General features: G+C 57.2%; 18 protein-coding genes and 1 pseudogene. 12 read left to right on the top strand and 7 right to left on the bottom strand.

Annotated features, from left to right (window positions below):
- Positions 1–2: 2 nt before the first annotated feature.
- Positions 3–179 (bottom strand): hypothetical protein, encoded by a 177-nt coding sequence (locus AC6RA8_RS10790; protein ID WP_500352737.1) that lies wholly within the window; start codon positions 177–179, stop codon positions 3–5.
- On the bottom strand, positions 176–1,567 hold the full coding sequence (argH, locus tag AC6RA8_RS10785) for an argininosuccinate lyase (RefSeq protein ID WP_500352736.1): 1,392 nt from the start codon (positions 1,565–1,567) through the stop codon (positions 176–178). Before argH ends, AC6RA8_RS10790 begins: the two co-directional genes overlap by 4 nt.
- Positions 1,568–1,592: 25 nt before the next feature.
- Here argH and AC6RA8_RS10780 point away from each other — a divergent pair, with 25 nt between their 5' ends.
- The 3 genes from AC6RA8_RS10780 to AC6RA8_RS10770 all read left to right on the top strand — a co-directional run bounded on the left by AC6RA8_RS10780 (position 1,593) and on the right by AC6RA8_RS10770 (position 3,738).
- On the top strand, positions 1,593–2,159 hold the full coding sequence (locus AC6RA8_RS10780; protein ID WP_500352734.1) for a TlpA disulfide reductase family protein: 567 nt from the start codon (positions 1,593–1,595) through the stop codon (positions 2,157–2,159).
- A gap of 263 nt (positions 2,160–2,422) precedes the next feature.
- The gene (locus AC6RA8_RS10775) at positions 2,423–2,812 is read left to right on the top strand and encodes a hypothetical protein (RefSeq protein ID WP_500352733.1); all 390 of its coding nucleotides are present in this window, start codon (positions 2,423–2,425) and stop codon (positions 2,810–2,812) included.
- Complete coding sequence (locus tag AC6RA8_RS10770; RefSeq protein ID WP_500352732.1) at positions 2,809–3,738, top strand: sterol desaturase family protein; 930 nt, start codon at positions 2,809–2,811, stop codon at positions 3,736–3,738. Before AC6RA8_RS10775 ends, AC6RA8_RS10770 begins: the two co-directional genes overlap by 4 nt.
- Before the next feature lie 69 nt (positions 3,739–3,807).
- Here the strand turns inward: AC6RA8_RS10770 and AC6RA8_RS10765 are convergent, their stop codons facing one another.
- From AC6RA8_RS10765 to AC6RA8_RS10750, 4 genes are all read right to left on the bottom strand, one after another.
- Positions 3,808–4,872 (bottom strand): Hint domain-containing protein, encoded by a 1,065-nt coding sequence (locus AC6RA8_RS10765; RefSeq protein ID WP_500352730.1) that lies wholly within the window; start codon positions 4,870–4,872, stop codon positions 3,808–3,810.
- A 154-nt stretch (positions 4,873–5,026) separates the two neighbouring features.
- Positions 5,027–5,944, bottom strand: a complete 918-nt coding sequence (locus AC6RA8_RS10760; protein ID WP_500352728.1) for a lipid A-modifier LpxR family protein — start codon at positions 5,942–5,944, stop codon at positions 5,027–5,029.
- A 218-nt stretch (positions 5,945–6,162) separates the two neighbouring features.
- On the bottom strand, positions 6,163–7,341 hold the full coding sequence (locus AC6RA8_RS10755) for a glycerate kinase family protein (protein WP_500352726.1): 1,179 nt from the start codon (positions 7,339–7,341) through the stop codon (positions 6,163–6,165).
- Positions 7,342–7,403: 62 nt separating this feature from the next.
- Positions 7,404–9,119, bottom strand: coding sequence for an SLC13 family permease (locus AC6RA8_RS10750; RefSeq protein ID WP_500352725.1), 1,716 nt, complete (start codon positions 9,117–9,119; stop codon positions 7,404–7,406).
- Positions 9,120–9,806: 687 nt separating this feature from the next.
- Here AC6RA8_RS10750 and AC6RA8_RS10745 point away from each other — a divergent pair.
- From AC6RA8_RS10745 to AC6RA8_RS10735, 3 genes are all read left to right on the top strand, one after another.
- Positions 9,807–10,034 carry a hypothetical protein gene (locus tag AC6RA8_RS10745; protein WP_500352723.1) on the top strand — a complete coding sequence of 76 codons (228 nt, stop codon included), beginning with the start codon at positions 9,807–9,809 and terminating at the stop codon, positions 10,032–10,034.
- Between the two features lie 85 nt (positions 10,035–10,119).
- Entirely contained in the window at positions 10,120–10,284 is a 165-nt protein-coding gene (locus AC6RA8_RS10740; protein WP_500352722.1) for a hypothetical protein, read from the top strand.
- Positions 10,281–10,703, top strand: a complete 423-nt coding sequence (locus tag AC6RA8_RS10735; RefSeq protein ID WP_500352720.1) for a hypothetical protein — start codon at positions 10,281–10,283, stop codon at positions 10,701–10,703. The genes AC6RA8_RS10740 and AC6RA8_RS10735 overlap by 4 nt, the downstream gene beginning before the upstream one ends.
- Before the next feature lie 31 nt (positions 10,704–10,734).
- Here the strand turns inward: AC6RA8_RS10735 and AC6RA8_RS10730 are convergent, their stop codons facing one another.
- Positions 10,735–11,124 carry a hypothetical protein gene (locus AC6RA8_RS10730; protein ID WP_500352719.1) on the bottom strand — a complete coding sequence of 130 codons (390 nt, stop codon included), beginning with the start codon at positions 11,122–11,124 and terminating at the stop codon, positions 10,735–10,737.
- A 900-nt stretch (positions 11,125–12,024) separates the two neighbouring features.
- On the opposite strand from AC6RA8_RS10730, the gene AC6RA8_RS10725 reads away from it, so the two are divergent.
- The 6 genes and pseudogenes from AC6RA8_RS10725 to AC6RA8_RS10700 all read left to right on the top strand — a co-directional run.
- Positions 12,025–13,641, top strand: a complete 1,617-nt coding sequence (locus AC6RA8_RS10725) for a peptide ABC transporter substrate-binding protein (RefSeq protein ID WP_500352718.1) — start codon at positions 12,025–12,027, stop codon at positions 13,639–13,641.
- Between the two features lie 82 nt (positions 13,642–13,723).
- Entirely contained in the window at positions 13,724–14,656 is a 933-nt protein-coding gene (locus tag AC6RA8_RS10720) for an ABC transporter permease subunit (protein ID WP_500352716.1), read from the top strand.
- Entirely contained in the window at positions 14,620–15,588 is a 969-nt protein-coding gene (locus AC6RA8_RS10715; protein ID WP_500352714.1) for an ABC transporter permease, read from the top strand. The genes AC6RA8_RS10720 and AC6RA8_RS10715 overlap by 37 nt, the downstream gene beginning before the upstream one ends.
- Before the next feature lie 42 nt (positions 15,589–15,630).
- On the top strand, positions 15,631–16,578 hold the full coding sequence (locus AC6RA8_RS10710; protein ID WP_500352712.1) for an ABC transporter ATP-binding protein: 948 nt from the start codon (positions 15,631–15,633) through the stop codon (positions 16,576–16,578).
- A complete protein-coding gene (locus AC6RA8_RS10705) occupies positions 16,575–17,579 on the top strand; it encodes an ABC transporter ATP-binding protein (protein WP_500352711.1) in 1,005 nt (334 codons plus the stop codon). Before AC6RA8_RS10710 ends, AC6RA8_RS10705 begins: the two co-directional genes overlap by 4 nt.
- A 266-nt stretch (positions 17,580–17,845) precedes the next feature.
- Positions 17,846–17,974, top strand: a pseudogene (locus AC6RA8_RS10700) (integrase core domain-containing protein); the annotation flags it as partial.
- Positions 17,975–18,067 lie beyond the last annotated feature (93 nt).

The following is an 18,067-nucleotide window of genomic DNA, read 5'->3' as shown; positions in this document are numbered from 1 at the left end:
GATCAGAAGATGCTCACGCCTACTGACAAGGGTCCGCGGCTCACACCGACAGTACCACCTGCATGTACGCCACCTGCACCCACACCGATGTTTACGCCCGCATGGGGTTGCACAGGCTCACCATCTGCTCCACAGGCCGCGACGGCCAGCAATGAAAGGACACAAACGATACGGATCATGCGATCACCTCTCTCCATCGGGCGACCTGCGCACGGACCTGAACCGGCGCAGTGCCTCCGTAACTTGTACGCGATGCAACGGAGTTTTCCACGGTCAAAACGGTGAAAACATCTTCAGTGATGCTTTCATGCGTGGTTTTCATCTGATCAAGCGTCAGATCGGGCAGGTCGCATCCTTCTGCTTCCGCCAATGCCACAAGGCTGCCCGTGATATGGTGGGCATCGCGGAAAGGCAGGCCCAGCACACGTACCAACCAGTCAGCTAAATCCGTTGCGGTCGAGAAACCGGACCCCGCTGCGGCAGCCAGACTTTCACGATTGGCCGTCATATCCCGCACCATCCCATCCATCGCCGCCAGCGCCAACATCCAGTTGTCGGCGGCATCGAACACCTGTTCCTTGTCCTCCTGCATGTCTTTGGAATAGGTCAACGGCAGACCCTTCATCACCATCATCAAGGCGGTATGAGCGCCATAGATACGGCCCACCTTGGCACGGATCAGTTCAGCGGCATCCGGGTTCTTCTTCTGCGGCATGATCGACGATCCGGTCGAAAATTTGTCGGACAGGGTGACAAACCGGAACTGAGCCGAAGACCAGATGACCAATTCTTCGGCAAAACGGGACAGGTGCACGGCACAGATGCTGGCCGCACTCAAGAATTCCAGTGCAAAATCTCGATCACTGACGGCGTCTAAAGAGTTCGCAGCAGGCCGGTCAAATCCCAGCGCTTCTGCTGTCATCTGCCGGTCAATCGGGAAAGACGTCCCTGCAAGTGCTGCTGCCCCCAATGGGCTTTCGTTCATCCGTGCGCGCGCATCGCGGACACGCGACAAGTCGCGACCAAACATCTCTACATAGGCCATCATGTGATGACCCCATGTGACCGGTTGCGCCGTCTGCAAATGGGTGAAGCCGGGCATAACCCAATCGGCCCCCGCCTCTGCCTGATCAAGAAGAGCGGCGATCAAGGACAAAAGCGCGCCTTCGGCAGCGTCAAACTGCTCCCGCACCCACAATTTGAAGTCGGTCGCCACCTGATCATTCCGGCTGCGCCCGGTGTGCAAACGCCCCGCCGGTTCCCCGATCACCTCTTTCAGCCGCGCCTCGACATTCATGTGGATGTCTTCCAGAGCCGTGGAAAACTGAAACGTGCCTGCGTCAATTTCTGACAAGACCGTGAGCAGCCCTTCCCGGATCGCCTCCACATCCTTATCACTCAGGATGCCGGTGGCGCCCAACATGGCGGCATGGGCGCGCGAGCCCGCGATGTCCTGGGACGCCATGCGCTGGTCAAATCCGATCGAGGCATTGATTGCCTCCATGATCGCATCTGGCCCTGCCGCAAAACGGCCCCCCCACATTGCATTCGCGGATTTGTCGGTCATCTGGTCGCCCACCTAAGGAAGAGACATGAAAAAAACTGTTGTCGCAGCCCTCTACATGGCCCTGAGCCTTGGTGCAATTCCCGCGCTTGCCGACACGGATGCCGCTGCCGCCCTGCGTGATGGTGACATGAAAAAACTGATCTTCCACGGCACGCCCGAAGCGGTATCGATGCAATCCTTCGATCTGGCCGATGGTGCGGGCCAAGGCTCACTTGCCGACTACGAAGGCAAGCACATCCTGGTGAACTTCTGGGCAACCTGGTGCGCGCCTTGTCGCCACGAAATGCCTATGCTGTCAGAATTGCAGGCCGAATTCGGTGGCGACGATTTCGAAGTGGTCACCATCGCGACGGGTCGCAACAACCCGGCTGCCATCGTGAAATTCCTGGAAGAGATAAACGCCACCAACCTGCCCCGCCATCAGGACCCAAAACAAAAACTAGCCGCTCAGATGGGCGTCTTTGGCCTGCCCATCACAGTTCTCATCGATCCAGAAGGGCGCGAGATCGCCCGCCTGCGTGGCGATGCAGACTGGTCGTCCGACAGCGCCAAAGCGATAATCGCAACGCTGATCGGACGCGAGAGTAGCTAAACTCAATCCGCGCGTAGAGTATTGGGTGCACCTGGGGACGATCCCTTCAACCGGGTTGGTTCAGCAGACAAATGTGAACAGTTTGCACCGCAGCTATCGCCGAACGAGTTGCACGCAGTCGCGACCAACATTTTTATTTTTTTCATCGCCTTGCGGCCACCGGTGGGCAACACCTTACTGACGCTGGACCCAAGCCTGACGCGACGCCAAGCTTGACGATGGCGCGCCTGCTCCGCTGAAGTGACAGCAGGGAGGATAAGGCCGTGCCGTTGCACATCCTGCTCATATTGGTGGTTGGTGGCATCGCAGGCATTGCGCTCGCGCTGCACTTGCTTGGCTTGTCAAAAGCACCGCCTTTCACAAGGGAAACTGCACATGCCGCATGGCTGCGTGCGTACCCGGATGAAGTGATCGAAAGGATCATGATAACCGCCAACGGACGTGCCGCCCGGATCACGACAGAGCGCGGGCTGGGCATCCTCTGGCAGATGGGGACAGACACCTGCGCCAGGCTACTGACTGGCGACGAAACCCTACGCATCAAGGCAAAATCGGCAACGCTTTACCTTAACGATTATGCCGCTCCGAAAGTGCAGCTGCATCTGACCCCCGACGAATACACCGACTGGCAAACGTGGATCACCCAGAAATGATGAGCGACCTGACCTACCCCGACGTCGTACAACTCGCTGTCCCTTTCTTCATCGTTGCGATTGCCATCGAACTGGCATGGATCGTCATCAAGCATCGCGGCGGGCGCTACGAAACGCGTGACGCCGTTACATCGCTGATCATGGGGGCGGGTAGTGTTGCGTCAGGCATTCTACTGGGGTTCATCGCGTGGGGCTTTTTCATGTGGCTCTGGGCGATCACTCCGCTTGACCTTGGAACCAGCGTCTGGGTCGTGCTGGTGTGCTTCGTGCTGGATGATTTGCGGTACTACTGGGTGCACCGCTTCGGGCACCGTATCCGATGGGTCTGGGCCAGCCACGTCAACCATCATTCCAGCCAGCACTACAACCTGACCACCGCGCTGCGGCAAACGTGGACGGGCACCTTCACTTTCATGATGGTGGTCCGCGCGCCCTTGATCCTGCTCGGCTTTCACCCGGCCATGGTGCTGTTTGTCGGCGGGCTGAACCTGATCTACCAATTCTGGATTCACACGGAGGCCATCGGCAAACTGCCCCGTTGGGTCGAGGCAATCATGAACACACCTAGTCACCACCGCGTCCATCACGGGCGTAACGCGCGATATCTTGATGCCAACTACGCCGGTGTGTTCATCATCTGGGACAAGATGTTCGGCACCTTCGTGCCAGAACTGGAGAGCGAAAAGCCGGACTACGGGCTGGTCCAGAACATCGGCACCTTCAACCCGATCCGGGTCGCCTTTCACGAATGGGTCGGCATTTGGAAGGATGTCACCCAACGCGGGCTGACGCTCAAAGATCGCGTGCTGTATGCGGTTGCGCCGCCGGGATGGAGCCACGATGGCTCCCGCGACACTTCAGCCAAGATCAAGGCCAAGCATCTGGCCCGCACGCCTGAGGACAAAGGCACGCCGGGGTTCAGTTGAACCGTTTCTCCGGACCGAACGTACGACTTTAACGCCCCGACATCCTGTCATCGCGCGGTGTCCTTCGGATCAAGCGACGTGGTTCAGGATTGCGGCTTCGCTGGCGCTCAGGTTGCGGCGCGCGTAGCTGCCATAGGTATGCGGGTCACGTTCAAGGTTCGGCATGCCTGCCACCAGCCGCGCGCGATCATCTTCGTTCAGCATCGACAGCGCAGTATTGGCCGGATGGAAGCTTTCGGTTTCCACACCGTTGGCACGCAAAACTTCGTGTTTGGGAAGAAGCAGGTGAACATAGGTCACTTTGCGGGCCTTGAGGTCGACGGTGATGGTGGACCCATTGACCAGATCCTTGGCCGCAACCAGCACCTCAGGAGTATTGAACAGATCCCTGGCCACGTCTCCCTTGATCAGCATCCGATGTTCTGGTGACACCAGCAATTCCTGATCAGGTCGCTTGACCCCAAGTGCGCCAGTCGCAATCCGGATCGGGCGCAACCGCGGAATGGCAAAGAGCCGTGCACCGGTCATATGACGGCTTCCAGTCCACAAGATCTCTTGAGGACCATTGTCTTGTGTCTGAACCTTGTCGCCTTCGCGCAGATCTTCGATCAGGCGCGGCCCATCGGGTGTGTCGATCCATGTCCCCGGCGTGAAGCAAATCACGCCACCTGCTCCATCCGGAGTTGGATCACCGTAGGCCGTGTTGATGGTGTGATGTACAACCCACAGGTCTGTTTTTCGCGGCGGAATATCATCTAGGAACATCAACAATGGCGGCGCACCGCGCCCCACTTCGATCACTGTCACTGTGTAACTCTTGGCGCCATCCGTGACGACAAAGCTGCTGTCCGTCATCAGCGGCTCGGCCTCTTCCGGTTCGGATGTCAAAGGGGTGTTGTCGATGGCCGCCCCGACAAGTCGATGCACCATCCGCGCCGCCCTGCGGCGGATTACGTCTTCTCCGTTCGCCCTGTCCAGACGCAATACATCCTGCGGACCATCCACGCGCACAGCGTCCCCACGCCAAGCCCATGCAGCGCCTACCGCCAACGACGGCAAAGGTGCGGCCTCGAGACCGTCCACTTCCGTTTGCGACCAGGAGATGACAAACGTGCCACGAAAGCCCGTTTCCATTGCCTGTATGCCTGCCTTACTTTTTTTATTGCAGGCACGTTAGCAAAGTGATTCGCTTCTGTGAAGTGTGGATTTCGACAAGATTCCAGAGTGTTGCACGCGGAAGATAACGTGATGTTGGCGACTGGTCGTCAGCACCCTATCTCAACGCATCCTAGAATGGCACACGCCAACGAATTGCACCGACGATCTGGCCCTCATCCTGACCTTCGAACTCTTCGCCCAGATATGTCAAACCGTAGAACCCCGAAATGCCTGTTTCGCTGCGCCACATCACGCCGGCGCGCAAACGCTCTCGCGTTTCTTCCGGACTGATACCGCTGCTCGCCGGCAACAACTCACTGTCTGTCACCCGGGCAATGTCCGCTCCCAGCACAAAACTGAATCCGGTCCAATCTGCTTGCACGACGTCGTAACGTTGTCCGCTGACACCGTCGCGCACCAGAAGCTCGCCTTGCCCAAAAGCACCGTATGTAAAATCCACACCGGCCCGAATAAGCGTCTCGACACCGGCCCGCGCCTCGACAAACGGGCGGAGGGACGTGGATTGTCCTATGGCAAAGCTGCGCCCGGCCTCGACCACCACATTTGGCAAGATATCGTTGCCGACCTGCGCATCCCGCACCGCATCCGATGGTGTGGTGATGTTGAACGTGTCATGGAATGCGTCCTGAAGTTCGTCGAGGCGGGTTTGCGGCCCCAGAAAGACGATGTCACCCCCGACGGAATACTCCATTGGCCCTCGCGTGAAATGCGTGTGCAGACCCGCCGACAGCGCACCGGCATAGGGGCGATCCCCCGGATCCGGTGCGCGGATATCATCAGGCGCAAGGATTTCGGCGGACAACCTGAGCTCAAGTAACTGGCCGAACCCGGTCGGCGCTGCGCCATCCCACGCAGGTCCCCACACGCGTGAGGATTGGAAACCACCGGTACGCCAGCGGTCCTCTCCATCTCCAAAGAAGTCATTGGTGATCAGGCGGCCGTACCCCAGCCGTTTCCTGTCTTGTGCTTCTGCCAAACCGGAGAAACAGAGCGTCGCACAGAGTGCGGCGGTCAAAATTTTAAGCATTAAGATGCCTCGACAAGCGTGCCCCCCCAGGCCCGACAACGGTTAGCGCAGCGGGTTCTGATTTGCCTAGTGCGGATCGGCCACAGTCATAAAAACTCGGTCTGAAATGACGCCTTTTTTGTGCCTGATTTGTATCTAACTGACGCTATCAAATAGGATCGCATGCGCCTGGACGGGAGCGACAGAGCTGGCGAGCTTGAAACCCGCCAGCATCACGCTCATGCATACGCGGCCTGTTTTTTCTGAGACATGCGCAAACCCACACACATCATTCGCATCGCGTCTTCTGCGGCACGGCGCAGAAGGCGTTCGCCGTCGCGTATGGCTTCTTCGAGCGTACATGGCCGCTTCAGGATCGATGCAAAGGCCGAAATCCCGTGGGATAAGGTCTGATCGACCCCTTTGCCAATGGTCCCGACGAGAGCAACGGTCTGAATGTCCCGCTCGGCTGCACGACGTGCAACCTCGCAAGGTACTTTACCGTAAGGGCTTTGGCCGTCGAGGCTGCCCTCTGCTGTGATGACAAGGTCGGCCTGATCCAGCAAACGGTCGAAATCGAGATATTGCATCATGATATCGAAGCGCGGATGCAAAGTGGCCCCTGCGAATGCCATCAGACCAGCACCCAGACCACCAGAAGCCCCTGCGCCCTGCGCGGTCCCGACATCCACACCGGTTTCCGCTCGGACAACTGTCGCCCAGCGCTGCAACGCGGAATCAAGGTAGTCCACCTGCGTCGGTGTTGCATCTTTCTGCGGACCAAAGACGCGAGCAACGCCTTTCGGTCCAAGCAGCATGTTATGCCAGTTTACTGCGACATCGATGCGGACCGACCGGAGACGTCGATCAAGGCCCGACATATCGATCTGGTGAAGCCACATCAGCTCGGCGCCGCCACGCCCGATCTCAGCCACTTCCTCGTCAAGGAGCCGCGCACCAAGAGCTTTGGCAAGGCCTGCGCCGCCATCGTTGATTCCGCTGTCACCACAACCGATCAGGATTTTCTCCACCCCGGTATCAAGTGCATGCAGGATCAGTTCGCCGACCCCATAGGACGTGGTCAGCATCGGGTTGCGGCAGTCACTAGGTACCAACGACAGGCCCGCAGCTGCGGCCATCTCGATCACTGCAGTGCGTGGTCCGGGACCACCAAGAATGCCGTAAAAGCTGTCGACCGGTTCACCAACGGGTCCGGTGACACAAGCCGGGATGATCGCGCCGCCGGTAGCGCGCACCAGCGCTTCGGTCGTGCCTTCGCCGCCGTCAACCATGGGCGCTTGTAGAATACGCGTGTCCGGCATGGCGCGTAGAATACCCTTGGAAATAGATTTGGTAACGGCGTTCACAGAAAGAGACTCCTTAAAGCCAGACGGTGCGACAAGAACAGTCATGGTCATGGTTCTGTTTCCTTTTGTTTGTGAAGTGGGAGGGAGGGTTGGAGGTACTTGCCTGATGCGAGTCATCGGAACAGGCGGGAGAGATCGCGCTTGAGCTGCCTGTGCGCGAAGCGGAGATCGCCGCGGGCCTGTGCGATGATTGCCGGTTGGGTTTCAGCCCTAGCGGGTGCAGTGCGCGCGACGTGTGAGATGTCCGGAATAACCGCCACTGTACGTTCTCGGCGCAGCACGGGGCGTTGGCTGGTTGACGGTGGCTTAGGTACCTGGACCGCAGCGGATGCCTGATGGCGCGGCTGCGGCTCTAGCGTTGTAGAAGGCTGCGACTGTTGCGGTTGCGCAAGGCCAAGCTTGGCCAGTTGGTCCGGCCACACCCAAAGCGCAAAGGCGACAAGCAGCGTGACCTTGATCGGAGCGCGTGGGAGGGCGAGTTTAAAAAGGTCCTTTTGACTGAACCCTGCAGACTCGTGCATGCCGAAAATGGCAACCGGCTTGGCACTCGCCATTAGGGTCTGGCAAAAGCCTGTCCCCATGACGGCAATCAGGATGGTCACTGTCGCGTCATGCCCAAGGCCAGCCACTGGCAGCGCCAGTGCGGGTATCAGGATCGCGGCGCGAGCCGAACGTGATGTAATGGCCAGATGTGAGATCACGGCAGCGATGGATATGAAGATCACGACAGCGCCTGAATGAGACGCCAGTTCTGGTGGCATGAGACGCATGGCTCCGGCTGCCAACCATTGGTCAGCGCCGGTGTCGACTACGGCGACCGACAGCATCAGTGTGGCCGCCATGTACAGCACCAGCTCCATGTCGACCGAACGAAAGACTTCCTTCGGTTTGCGTGCGCAAAACGGCGGCAACAAAAGCAAGACCGCTCCGCCCAACGCGACCAGGGATTCGTCCAAACCATGCATGGGTTTTGCGATCCAGAGTGCGACAAGACTGGCCAGCACAACCAGGATGCGGAGCTGTACTGGCGTAAGTGATCCGCTTTTTGCCGACCGCACGATACGAGCGTACTGCAAGTCTTGGGGCACAAACATCGCAAAGATCAGGACAGTAGCCAGAACGACCGAGGCCCCGGCAAGCGGTGCGCCAATACGCAGCCAATCCAGATAGCCGATCCTCGGCCCGCCGGTCGCGTCGATTGCCTCAACGGCGACCACATGTGCGCCTGCACCAATCAAAGAACCGCCCGCCGAAAGCAGTATCGCCGTCGGAAACAGCAGCGCCAGGGGTTTGATAAGTCGACGATCCGGCAAAGCAGCTAACAGCCCAAGAAAGACCGGCAGCAAAAGTGCGGCACGCCCCGATGTGCTGGGCAGAAGGAACGCGGTGGCCGAAATTGCCAAACCGGTCAGCAAGAAAAAAGGCAGAACGCGTGGTGCACCTCGCGTCAGCGGCGCCACGAGGCGCTCCACAAGGCCAGCCTCTTTGATCACTGCGGCAATGACGAAAGCTGCCAGCAAGAGCCAGACAATCTGTGATCCAAGTGTATCCGTCAAAGCCTCGGGCGGTTGCGCGCCCATGACCACAAGGGCCAGTGCGGCGATCAAGGCAACCAAACTGTCCGGCAACCGGGTCGCAACCCAACCGATCAGCGCACAGACAATGACGATAAGAACGATCCGGCCATCAGGGGGGAGAGTGGTAGCTTTGAACCAGATCGCCGCGCCGAGAACTGTGGCCGAAACCGCTGGGGGCAGAACCGTTTTCAGCCCTTCGGCCAGAACGGGGTTTGCCTTGCCTAGCGTTTCATGGTCCGCAGTCATCGTCATTGTCTGTCCCTTTCGTCGGTCGGCGCTTTCGCGGTTTGCTGACCAAAGGGGTAACGACAGAAACCATCGCCGGGACTTACAGGGTGATGAACGACGGGCCATCAGGTTTAGAATGCTTTGTGACAGTCGTGACTTATGCAGGTTTGTGCGCGTTTTCCAGCACCAAACAGTATGCAGTTGTCCGCCCAATCGTATTGCATGCGACGATCGCTGAAAGCGGACGTCCGCTCCGAAGTAGAACAGATCAGAGCGAGTTATAATCCTCTGAAAAATATTTGTTATTATTAAAAGGCGATCCTTTGCTGGATCGAAAATCACACACCGCAAGGGAGATGCCGGAAGGCACTTGGCGGTCCAACAGTTTGAGTTTTAGCCAAACTTGAGCCAATCCTCGCGCACAGATTAATTGCTTGCCAATTGATCGGGTGAAATTCAAATATTTTTGTTTGAGTGCACGGTGATCACAACAATCATTGCAGTCACGGTTTTGATCGCCCCGACAACGGCAGAGCGGCGGGGCATGCAGTCCCCAAATCGAGACCTGCTACTGATCCAGTCCGATGCTTGTCGCTTATTGGGCGGTGGTGGTTGTAGGGGCTGACACGCTGATTATTGAGGCATACCGCCAGTTTTCAACCCCACTCGACGTTGCACCGCATGATCGGTATCCGATCCTAGAGGTGTTGATTGAATGCGCTGTGTACCAAGGGGGAACTGCTGCGCAACCTTCTGGCTTATGCGGCTCTTTACCTTTGCGCATATGGTGCCATCCTCACCTCAACGGAACTCTATTTTATTGTCGCCTTTATTGTCGCCGCGTCAGAAACGGCGAGTTCTTCCGACTCTTCAACGTTCACGATTGTCGGCGCGCGTGAAGGCATCGGTGACGACACGGATCTCGCCGGACGGACATAAGCTTCGATCTGAGCAAGCCAATCCTTGTATCAGAGGCTATCGTCTCTGCGCTGTCTATCGGCCGTTTTCCCTGATCGAAAGGGTCATGCGGTTCTATGCACATTGGATCGCCGCGATACGGCATGTTCTGTACCATGTCATTGGAAGCAGCCGGGACAAGACCTTTGCGGTGCATAAGAACTGCCCGGTCGAGACGACCATAGAAACGATGGAGAGCAAGTCCGCAGCGCTTTGGTCGGCGACGGGTTGAACGAAGAAAACATAGAAGCAGTTCACATGAAAGCGAGGCGTCTGAGGAACAATATTCACGCCCGGTTTACATTGTTGTTCATCCGGCACGACAAGATTGCGGATACGACTCAAGCCCAGCCCAATACCGTCTGGTTGATCGGGCATTTGCAGAATGACCGAGAACCAAAGAAAAACGCCGGAGGCGGAGCCGTTTTCATCATGACCACCTCTGTATTGAGTGTTTATCCGGTCGTTTACCTAGCTTCCTGGTGGCAGGTTGCAGGCAAAACAGATGGCCTACTTCAGGACCTTGTTGATTTCATTCGTAATGAAACACTGGTGTCGCTCATCCAAGGTCTATTGATGTTCGGTTTGTGCGCGGGCACAGCACGTTTGAGCCGCGAGTCGTCTACGGAATATGGATGCTTGCAAAGGTAGGCGCTAAACTACATTCCGTTCCTGCGCTTTTTTAACCCCTGCTTTTTCCCGGCCTTGCAGCAGTATTGCTGTGCTCGCTCACCAAGTTGGGGAGTACTTTCTGGCAGTGGGGACGAATGCGTTCGACGTTTTCGTTGCCGGAAACTGGCAGTTTGCTTGGTGAGCGTGAGCGTCCGTTGAATCCGATCTGACGCGTATGGTTGGCGGAGATTAAGTGTCCACCATCAATAGTGGACAGCATGAGGCACTCAACAAGCAGATAGAAAAAACGGTATTGGGCCGACGAGGAGAAGCGGGAGATCTGTGCGCAGGCGAAGACGCTTGCGGTGTCGGTGGCGCAGGTCGCGCGGCGGTACGCTGTCAACACGAACCTCATTTTCAAATGGTTGAAGAACCCGCGCTTTGCTCCGTCGGTGGACACGATTGATCAAAGCACGCATGCGTCACGCATTGTGCATCACAATAGAAGTGGTTAGTCGCGACCATGCTAACCACGTTTCGGATTAATTTCGGAAAGATTTCAGGAACTAAGTGCCACCTCTGGGCATAATTGGATTGTACATGGACGCGTTACGTGAGGCGCCCCATGTAGGTTGCGAAAGGGCGGACATAGCGAATGGAAACCACCTAGTAAGCGAAGTTCGATTCTTCCCGAACGACGCTGGTATCACAGCTAATGTCGCCGCTGCGGCAATGGGCGAAGGCGTGTTTTTTTCATGACCAGATTATTAGTAGTAAGTACTTGCGCCTTCGCTTGCCGCGCCCTGTTTAGTCCCGGGTGTTCTTGTCAAGAAGTCTGCAGCTTGCCAGAATGATGGATATCAAGCCGGCGCTGCGGGAATGTCCGATGCCCAATCCCAAACACCTAGTCGATGTAGGCGCAAATGGATTACAACCAAGCATGACAACCAAACCGAACATCATGAAACGCTGAGTTCGGCATTTCGGCTGGGCTAGAATTTTCCGCCCACGGCAAGAACACGACTTCCCGTCAAAAGTGAATGCAAAAATGCGGGAGCGACAGTTGTTTCGGCAAGGTCGTGGACGAGAATGAAGAGGACTGAAGCGGTCTCATATCGACGGTCAGTCGAATTTCCTGTATCGTTGTCTGGCATCATCCCAGATGTTCCATCTGCGCATCACCCTCTGTCTTGAGTGAAGCGCAAGCGATTGTTTTACGAGCAAACTTTGGCGAATGGCGGAAGTTCGCCGACCGTCAAGTGCCGTAACGTCAATTCTACTCGACACGGCTTTGGTCTTTGTCGCACCTAAGCCACAGTACCAAGACAGCACAAATTAAAACCAACAGAGGAGCCCCCCTATGAAGCGCCGTTCGTTTCTTGCCGCCGCCATTGCAACAACTTGTCTTACAACCACCGCTCATGCTGCTGACATCCCTGATGGGGTGACTCTGGCAGAGGAGCAAACCTTTACCTATCGCACGCTTGACGAGTTTTCGTCCTTCGATCCGCAGGTTGTAGAGGATGTGGACGGTTCGAACGTGGTGCGCGATCTTTTTGAAGGGCTCTACAATCAGGATGCTGACGGCAACATCGTGCCTGGTGTCGCGCTGAACCACGAGGCATCAGACGACAACCTGACCTATACGTTCACCTTGCGCGACAACGCCAAATGGTCAGACGGCACACCTGTTACTGCGGGTGACTTCGTCTATGCTTGGCAGCGCGCGGTCGATCCTGAACTGGCCTCGCCGTACGCTTGGTATATGGAGCTGATGTCCATTGAGAATGGTGCATCCATCATCGCAGGCGACATGGAACCAACCGCGCTTGGTGTCTCGGCCCCCGACGACACAACGCTGGTCGTACAATTGTCTCAACCGCTGCCCTATTTCACCAAGATGGTCACGCATGCCACCACATTCCCCGCCCCCAAGTGGGTAATTGAGGAACATGGGTCACAGTGGACCCGCCCCGAGAACATGGTGAGTAACGGCGCTTACGTCCTGACAGCTCATGTGCCAAAGGAACGTTCAGTTCGGTCACGGAACGAAATGTACTGGGACAACGAAAACACGGTTCTGGATACGGTCACAACATTCGTCATAGGCGACGAGGCGCAGGGTTTGACCCGATGGCGTGCTGGCGAGTTGGACATGACCGACATCCCCGCAGGTCAGTATCCCGCGTTGGCCGAAGAGTTCCCGGACGAAGCGTTCGCTCTTCCCCGCCTGTGCAACTACTATTTCAACTTTAACCTCGCCTCCGGACCCGAAGCCTTCAAGGATGTACGCGTACGTCAGGCCCTGGCGCTGGCGGTTGACCGCGAGGTGATCGTGGACCGCGTGCTGCAAGGGGGTCAATTCCCAGCTTTCTCGTTTACGCCTGCCGCGACCGCCGGATTCGAAACACCCGATATCGACATGGCTGGCATGACGCAGGCCGAGCGTGATGCCAAAGCCAAGGAGCTGCTTGCGGAGGCGGGCTATGGTGAAGGTGGTGAGCCGCTGAGCTTCACTTACCTGTACAACACGTCCGAGGCGCACCAGCAGGTCGCAATAGTTGCCAGCCAGATGTGGAAACAGAAGCTGGGCGTGGATGTGACACTGGAGAACCAGGAATGGAAGGTTTTCCTCGAAACACGCGGCGCCCAAAACTACGATATGGCACGCGGCGCATGGTGCGGTGACTACAACGAAGCGTCGACCTTCCTCGATCTTCTGACCACAGAGTCCGGATACAACGATGCCAAGTTTTCGAACGCCCGCGTCGATGAATTGATGGCAGAAGCAAAATCGTCTCAGGACCCACAGCCTCTCTATACCGAGGTAGAGCAGATTGTGGCCGCCGAGATGCCCGTTATCCCGATCTACCACTACTCAACCAACATCATGCTGTCCGAGAGCATCCAGGGGTGGCCGATCAATAACGTAGAGCAAAACTGGTACGCTAAGGATCTGTATCGCGTCGCCGACTGATGCGATTGTAACCCTTACGCCCCGGCCCCGCGCCGGGGCGTAACCGCGGGGCATCTCCCCCGCCGGAATCTCGGAGCCCGCAATGCTCAACTATACCCTTCGCCGTCTTTTGATGGTGATCCCGACGCTGTTGATCCTCGTGATCTTCGCGTTCTACCTGATGCGCCTCGCGCCGGGTGGACCCTTCACCTCGGAACGCCCTTTGCCCCCCGCTGTCATGGCCAACGTGCTGGAACGCTATGGCATGGACGAGCCGCTCCATGTCCAGTTGTGGACTTACATCAAAAACATCGTCTGCTGTTTTGATTTCGGTCCCTCATTCGCCCAAAAAGACCGGACGGTGAACGATGTTATCGCGCAGGGTTTTCCCGTGACGCTAACCTACGGGTTCTGGTCCGCCGTCTTTGTGTTGATGCTGGGTGTGCCGCTGGGGATCATCGCGGCCCTTCGACATAATGGATTCTGGGATTACACAATGACCGGACTGGCCATTTTCTCCCAAATCTTTCCGAACTTCGTGCTGGCCCCGTTGCTAGTTCTACTTTTCACGCTCTCCTGGGGCCTTTTGCCCGGAGGTGGCTGGAACGGAGGCCAGTGGCAGTACATTGTTATGCCCGCCATCGCGCTTGGGACGTCCTACATGGCCTCAGTCGCGCGCCTAACACGTGGGTCGATGCTGGAAGTTCTGGGCTCTCCATACATCCGCACAGCGCGAGCCAAAGGCTTGCCCGAGCGGACCATCATTCTGCGCCACGCGCTGAAGCCGGCTCTGTTGCCGACGCTCACCTACATGGGGCCAGTCTTTGTCTACATGATCACGGGATCGGTCTTTGTAGATGTTTTCTTTTCCACCGGAGGCATCGGACAGGATTTTATCGACGGTGCTTACAGCCGCGACTACTCCATCCTGCTCGGCCTAGCGATCTTGTATGCTGTTCTGACTTTTGCGCTGACACTCGCGGTTGACCTGCTTTATGCATGGATCGACCCGAAAGTACGGGCGGGCCTGTCATGATAGGGGCTGTCAAACGTCGTCTGAATTCTGCCGCCTTTGCCGATGAACGCGCCGGAGATACGATTGCCTCCCGTTCGTTCTGGGCTGATGCGGGGCGGCGGTTTTTGCGCAACCGCATGGCCGTTTTTTCCGTCGGGATGCTCAGCGTCCTGATCCTGTTTGCCATCTTCGGCAACCTGTTCGCACGCTGGTCCTTTGAAGAGATTGACTGGAACGTGCTGGGTCGCATCAAGCAAGACGGTGGCCCTTCACTGGAAAACGGGCACTGGTTCGGCGTCGATGAACTGGGCCGCGACCTGTACGCCCGCGTGGTGCAAGGCACGCGCACGTCGCTGCTGGTGGGTTTCATCGCGGGCCCGGTCTCCGTGCTTCTGGGCGCAACTTTGGGCGCACTCGCGGGCTACTATGGTGGGCGTTTCGACCGCACTGTTCTGGGCGCCTATACCATCTGGCTGGCGATCCCCTACATCATCTTCTTTGTTGTCTGGCAGGCTTTCTTTGGCCGCTCCATGAGCCAGATGATCCTCGTCATCATCCTGGTCAACTGGACCGCTGGCCTGCTGATCGTGCGCGGTCAGGTGATGATGCTTAAGAATCGTGAATTCGTTGATGCGGCGCGGATGCTTGGCATGTCAGACCTGGCCATCATCTTCCGCCACTTGGCCCCCAATGTTCTCTGGGTGGTGGTGATCTATACGTCATTGGTCATCCCCGAAGTGATCATGATGGAAAGCTTGGTATCTTTCCTCGGTGTTGGCATTCAGGAACCCAATACTTCGCTAGGTGCCCTTCTGTCTGAAGGGGCGAGCACAATGACCTTCGGCACCCTCTGGCAGTTGGGATTCCCTGCGGCAATCTTCGTGCTGGCCCAGGTCTCGCTCTTTTACATCGGCGACGGTCTGCGGGACGCGCTCGACCCCAAGGAGCGTTGAGATGAAGAGCCAAATGAAAACCTCTACAGCCCGAGGCAAACCATGCTGAGTGTCGAAAACCTGCACATCCGCTTCCGCACCGGCGACGGTATGGTCCACGCTGTCAACGATGTCTCCTTCTCCGTGGCCCCCGGCAGTCGTCTGGCGGTCGTGGGTGAAAGTGGATCCGGCAAGTCGCAGATCGCACTCGCCATCATAGGGCTGCTTGCCAAGAATGCCGAGGTCGAGGGACGTATTATGTGGGATGGCCAGGACCTTCTGGCCACGTCCACGCGGGAGATAAACCGCATCCGCGCCCGCGAAATCGGGATCATCTTTCAAGACCCAATGTCATCTCTGAACCCCTACATGACAATCGAGCGGCAATTGACCGAGATCGTTGAACATCACGAGGGGCTGTCGCGCCGTGCCGCCCGCACTCGAGCACTGGAGGTGATGGACGCGGTTCGCATCCCGGACGCGAAGGCTCGGCTGCGCGCATATCCCCACGAATTCTCAGGCGGGATGCGTCAGCGGATTGTCATTGCCATGGCTTTGATGTGCCAACCCAAGCTCATCCTCGCAGATGAGCCGACAACCGCGCTGGACGTGACGGTGCAGGCTCAGATCATGCAGCTGTTGCAAGATGTGCAGAGCGATCTGGGAACTTCGGTCGTGCTCATCACCCATGACCTTGGCGTAGTTGCCGGGTTCTGCGAGGACGTGCTGGTTCTTTATGGAGGGCGGATTATGGAGACGGCCAAAACCACGTCACTGTTTGATCAACCCGGTCACCCCTACACCCGCGGTCTGCTGCGCGCCGTTCCGAACATCGAAGACCCGTCGGATGAATTGACCGCCATTCCTGGCAGTCCGCCCAACCAGCACCGCTTCCCCGTGGCATGTCCCTTCTCGCCCCGTTGCGAGGATGCAGTGGACATCTGCCGCGAAACCCTACCCCCACTGCGTGACGGCCGTGCCTGTCTGCGCCCCATTGAGGAGCTGACATGATGTTGTCGGTTCAGAACGCCTATGTCGAATTTCGAGTTGGCCAAACCAAGAAGTGGCCATGGTCACCAGCAGGTGTGGTCCATGCGGTCAACGGTGTTTCCTTTGATCTGGAGGCGGGAAAGACGATTGGCATCGTCGGTGAATCAGGGTGCGGAAAATCGACGCTGATCCGCTCGATTGCGGGGCTTGCGCCCTTGGCATCCGGTACCGTGACCCTAGATGGTGAACAGGTGGATTATGGCAATCGTGCATCGATGCAACGGTTACGCGCCACGATGCAAATGATCTTTCAAGATCCCATCGCATCGCTGAACCCAAGGATGACGATCCGCGAGATCGTGACAGAGCCTCTTGCCTTCTTCCGGCCCGATATGAACTCGGAGGAACGAAAGACCAAGGCGCTGGCGATGCTTGAACGGGTCGGCATCCCATCTGCACAGGCAAACCGCTTTCCGCACGAGTTCTCGGGCGGGCAGTGCCAGCGTATCGGGATTGCCCGAGCGTTGGTGGCCGGGCCCAAGGTCCTGCTATGCGATGAACCCGTATCGGCGCTGGACGTGTCGATACAGGCGCAGGTTGTGAACCTGCTCAAAGAGCTGCAACGCGAGATGGGTTTGGCGCTCGTGTTCGTTGCTCATGACCTTGGCGTTGTCCGCCACATCTCGGATGAAGTGCTGGTCATGTATATGGGGGCCCAGATGGAACGTGCACCCGCTGCCGACCTTGTCCGCGCACCGCAGCATCCTTATGCTCAAGCACTGCTATCCGCAGTGCCAGTACCCGACCCGACTGTTCGCATTGCGCCACAGATGCTGGAAGGTGATTTGCCCAGCCCCTTGGACTTGCCCTCTGGCTGCCTGTTCGCTTCGCGCTGCTCACACGCGATGGCGAAGTGCACTGAGACGAGACCGCCAATGGTTCTACGGGATGGACATGAAGCTGCGTGTTATTTGCTAGAAACGGCGTCGCAGGAACGAGAACCGTATCTCTCAGACAGCTGAGCAACCAGGAAGGCATTTCCACTTCTATCTACGCAGCCAACGTCCCGACAATCATTGACTGGTGTCGGTCGTGAAATTTGTGATCTCAGTCCGCAAATTTGCAATGAATGTTTTCAGAAGGCGGTTGACTTCATCATCTCCAAGCTCAACCGTCATTCTGACCAGAGCGCCGGTCAAATGCATATTCATGAAACACATCGTTGCAAGCTGGCCGTGCTGCGAATCGATCACCAAAGGTTTGAGGTGACCAAAGATTGTTTCACCATTTTTACGGCCTGCGGGAAGCTCAAATCCTGATCGAAGAAAGGAGAAAACACTACAACACGAAACGACCGTACAGCCCACCGGCACTGGAAACCATCGTCCAGATGGACCCAAAGCCGATCACGCACTAACAATCAAATTAGACCTCTACGTTCAGGACTCATGGCCGGTAAATGACGAGTGCAGCGAGAGCGATGGCGGATAGGAAGACTTTGGGACATCTG

Source organism: Tateyamaria sp., assembly GCF_059783535.1.
Note: the sequence above shows the minus strand (reverse complement) of the source record. Positions and strands in the feature narration are given on the sequence as shown.

Bases quoted from the DNA above. Each gene is read 5' to 3' on its own strand.
- AC6RA8_RS10790 (WP_500352737.1), bottom strand. From the start codon at position 179: ATGATCCGTATCGTTTGTGTCCTTTCATTGCTGGCCGTCGCGGCCTGT.
- argH (WP_500352736.1), bottom strand. From the start codon at position 1,567: ATGACCGACAAATCCGCGAATGCAATGTGGGGGGGCCGTTTTGCGGCA.
- AC6RA8_RS10780 (WP_500352734.1), top strand. From the start codon at position 1,593: ATGAAAAAAACTGTTGTCGCAGCCCTCTACATGGCCCTGAGCCTTGGT.
- AC6RA8_RS10770 (WP_500352732.1), top strand. From the start codon at position 2,809: ATGATGAGCGACCTGACCTACCCCGACGTCGTACAACTCGCTGTCCCT.
- AC6RA8_RS10765 (WP_500352730.1), bottom strand. From the start codon at position 4,872: ATGGAAACGGGCTTTCGTGGCACGTTTGTCATCTCCTGGTCGCAAACG.
- AC6RA8_RS10760 (WP_500352728.1), bottom strand. From the start codon at position 5,944: ATGCTTAAAATTTTGACCGCCGCACTCTGTGCGACGCTCTGTTTCTCC.
- AC6RA8_RS10755 (WP_500352726.1), bottom strand. From the start codon at position 7,341: ATGACCATGACTGTTCTTGTCGCACCGTCTGGCTTTAAGGAGTCTCTT.
- AC6RA8_RS10750 (WP_500352725.1), bottom strand. From the start codon at position 9,119: ATGACGATGACTGCGGACCATGAAACGCTAGGCAAGGCAAACCCCGTT.
- AC6RA8_RS10740 (WP_500352722.1), top strand. From the start codon at position 10,120: ATGCGGTTCTATGCACATTGGATCGCCGCGATACGGCATGTTCTGTAC.
- AC6RA8_RS10725 (WP_500352718.1), top strand. From the start codon at position 12,025: ATGAAGCGCCGTTCGTTTCTTGCCGCCGCCATTGCAACAACTTGTCTT.
- AC6RA8_RS10720 (WP_500352716.1), top strand. From the start codon at position 13,724: ATGCTCAACTATACCCTTCGCCGTCTTTTGATGGTGATCCCGACGCTG.
- AC6RA8_RS10715 (WP_500352714.1), top strand. From the start codon at position 14,620: ATGGATCGACCCGAAAGTACGGGCGGGCCTGTCATGATAGGGGCTGTC.
- AC6RA8_RS10710 (WP_500352712.1), top strand. From the start codon at position 15,631: ATGCTGAGTGTCGAAAACCTGCACATCCGCTTCCGCACCGGCGACGGT.
- AC6RA8_RS10705 (WP_500352711.1), top strand. From the start codon at position 16,575: ATGATGTTGTCGGTTCAGAACGCCTATGTCGAATTTCGAGTTGGCCAA.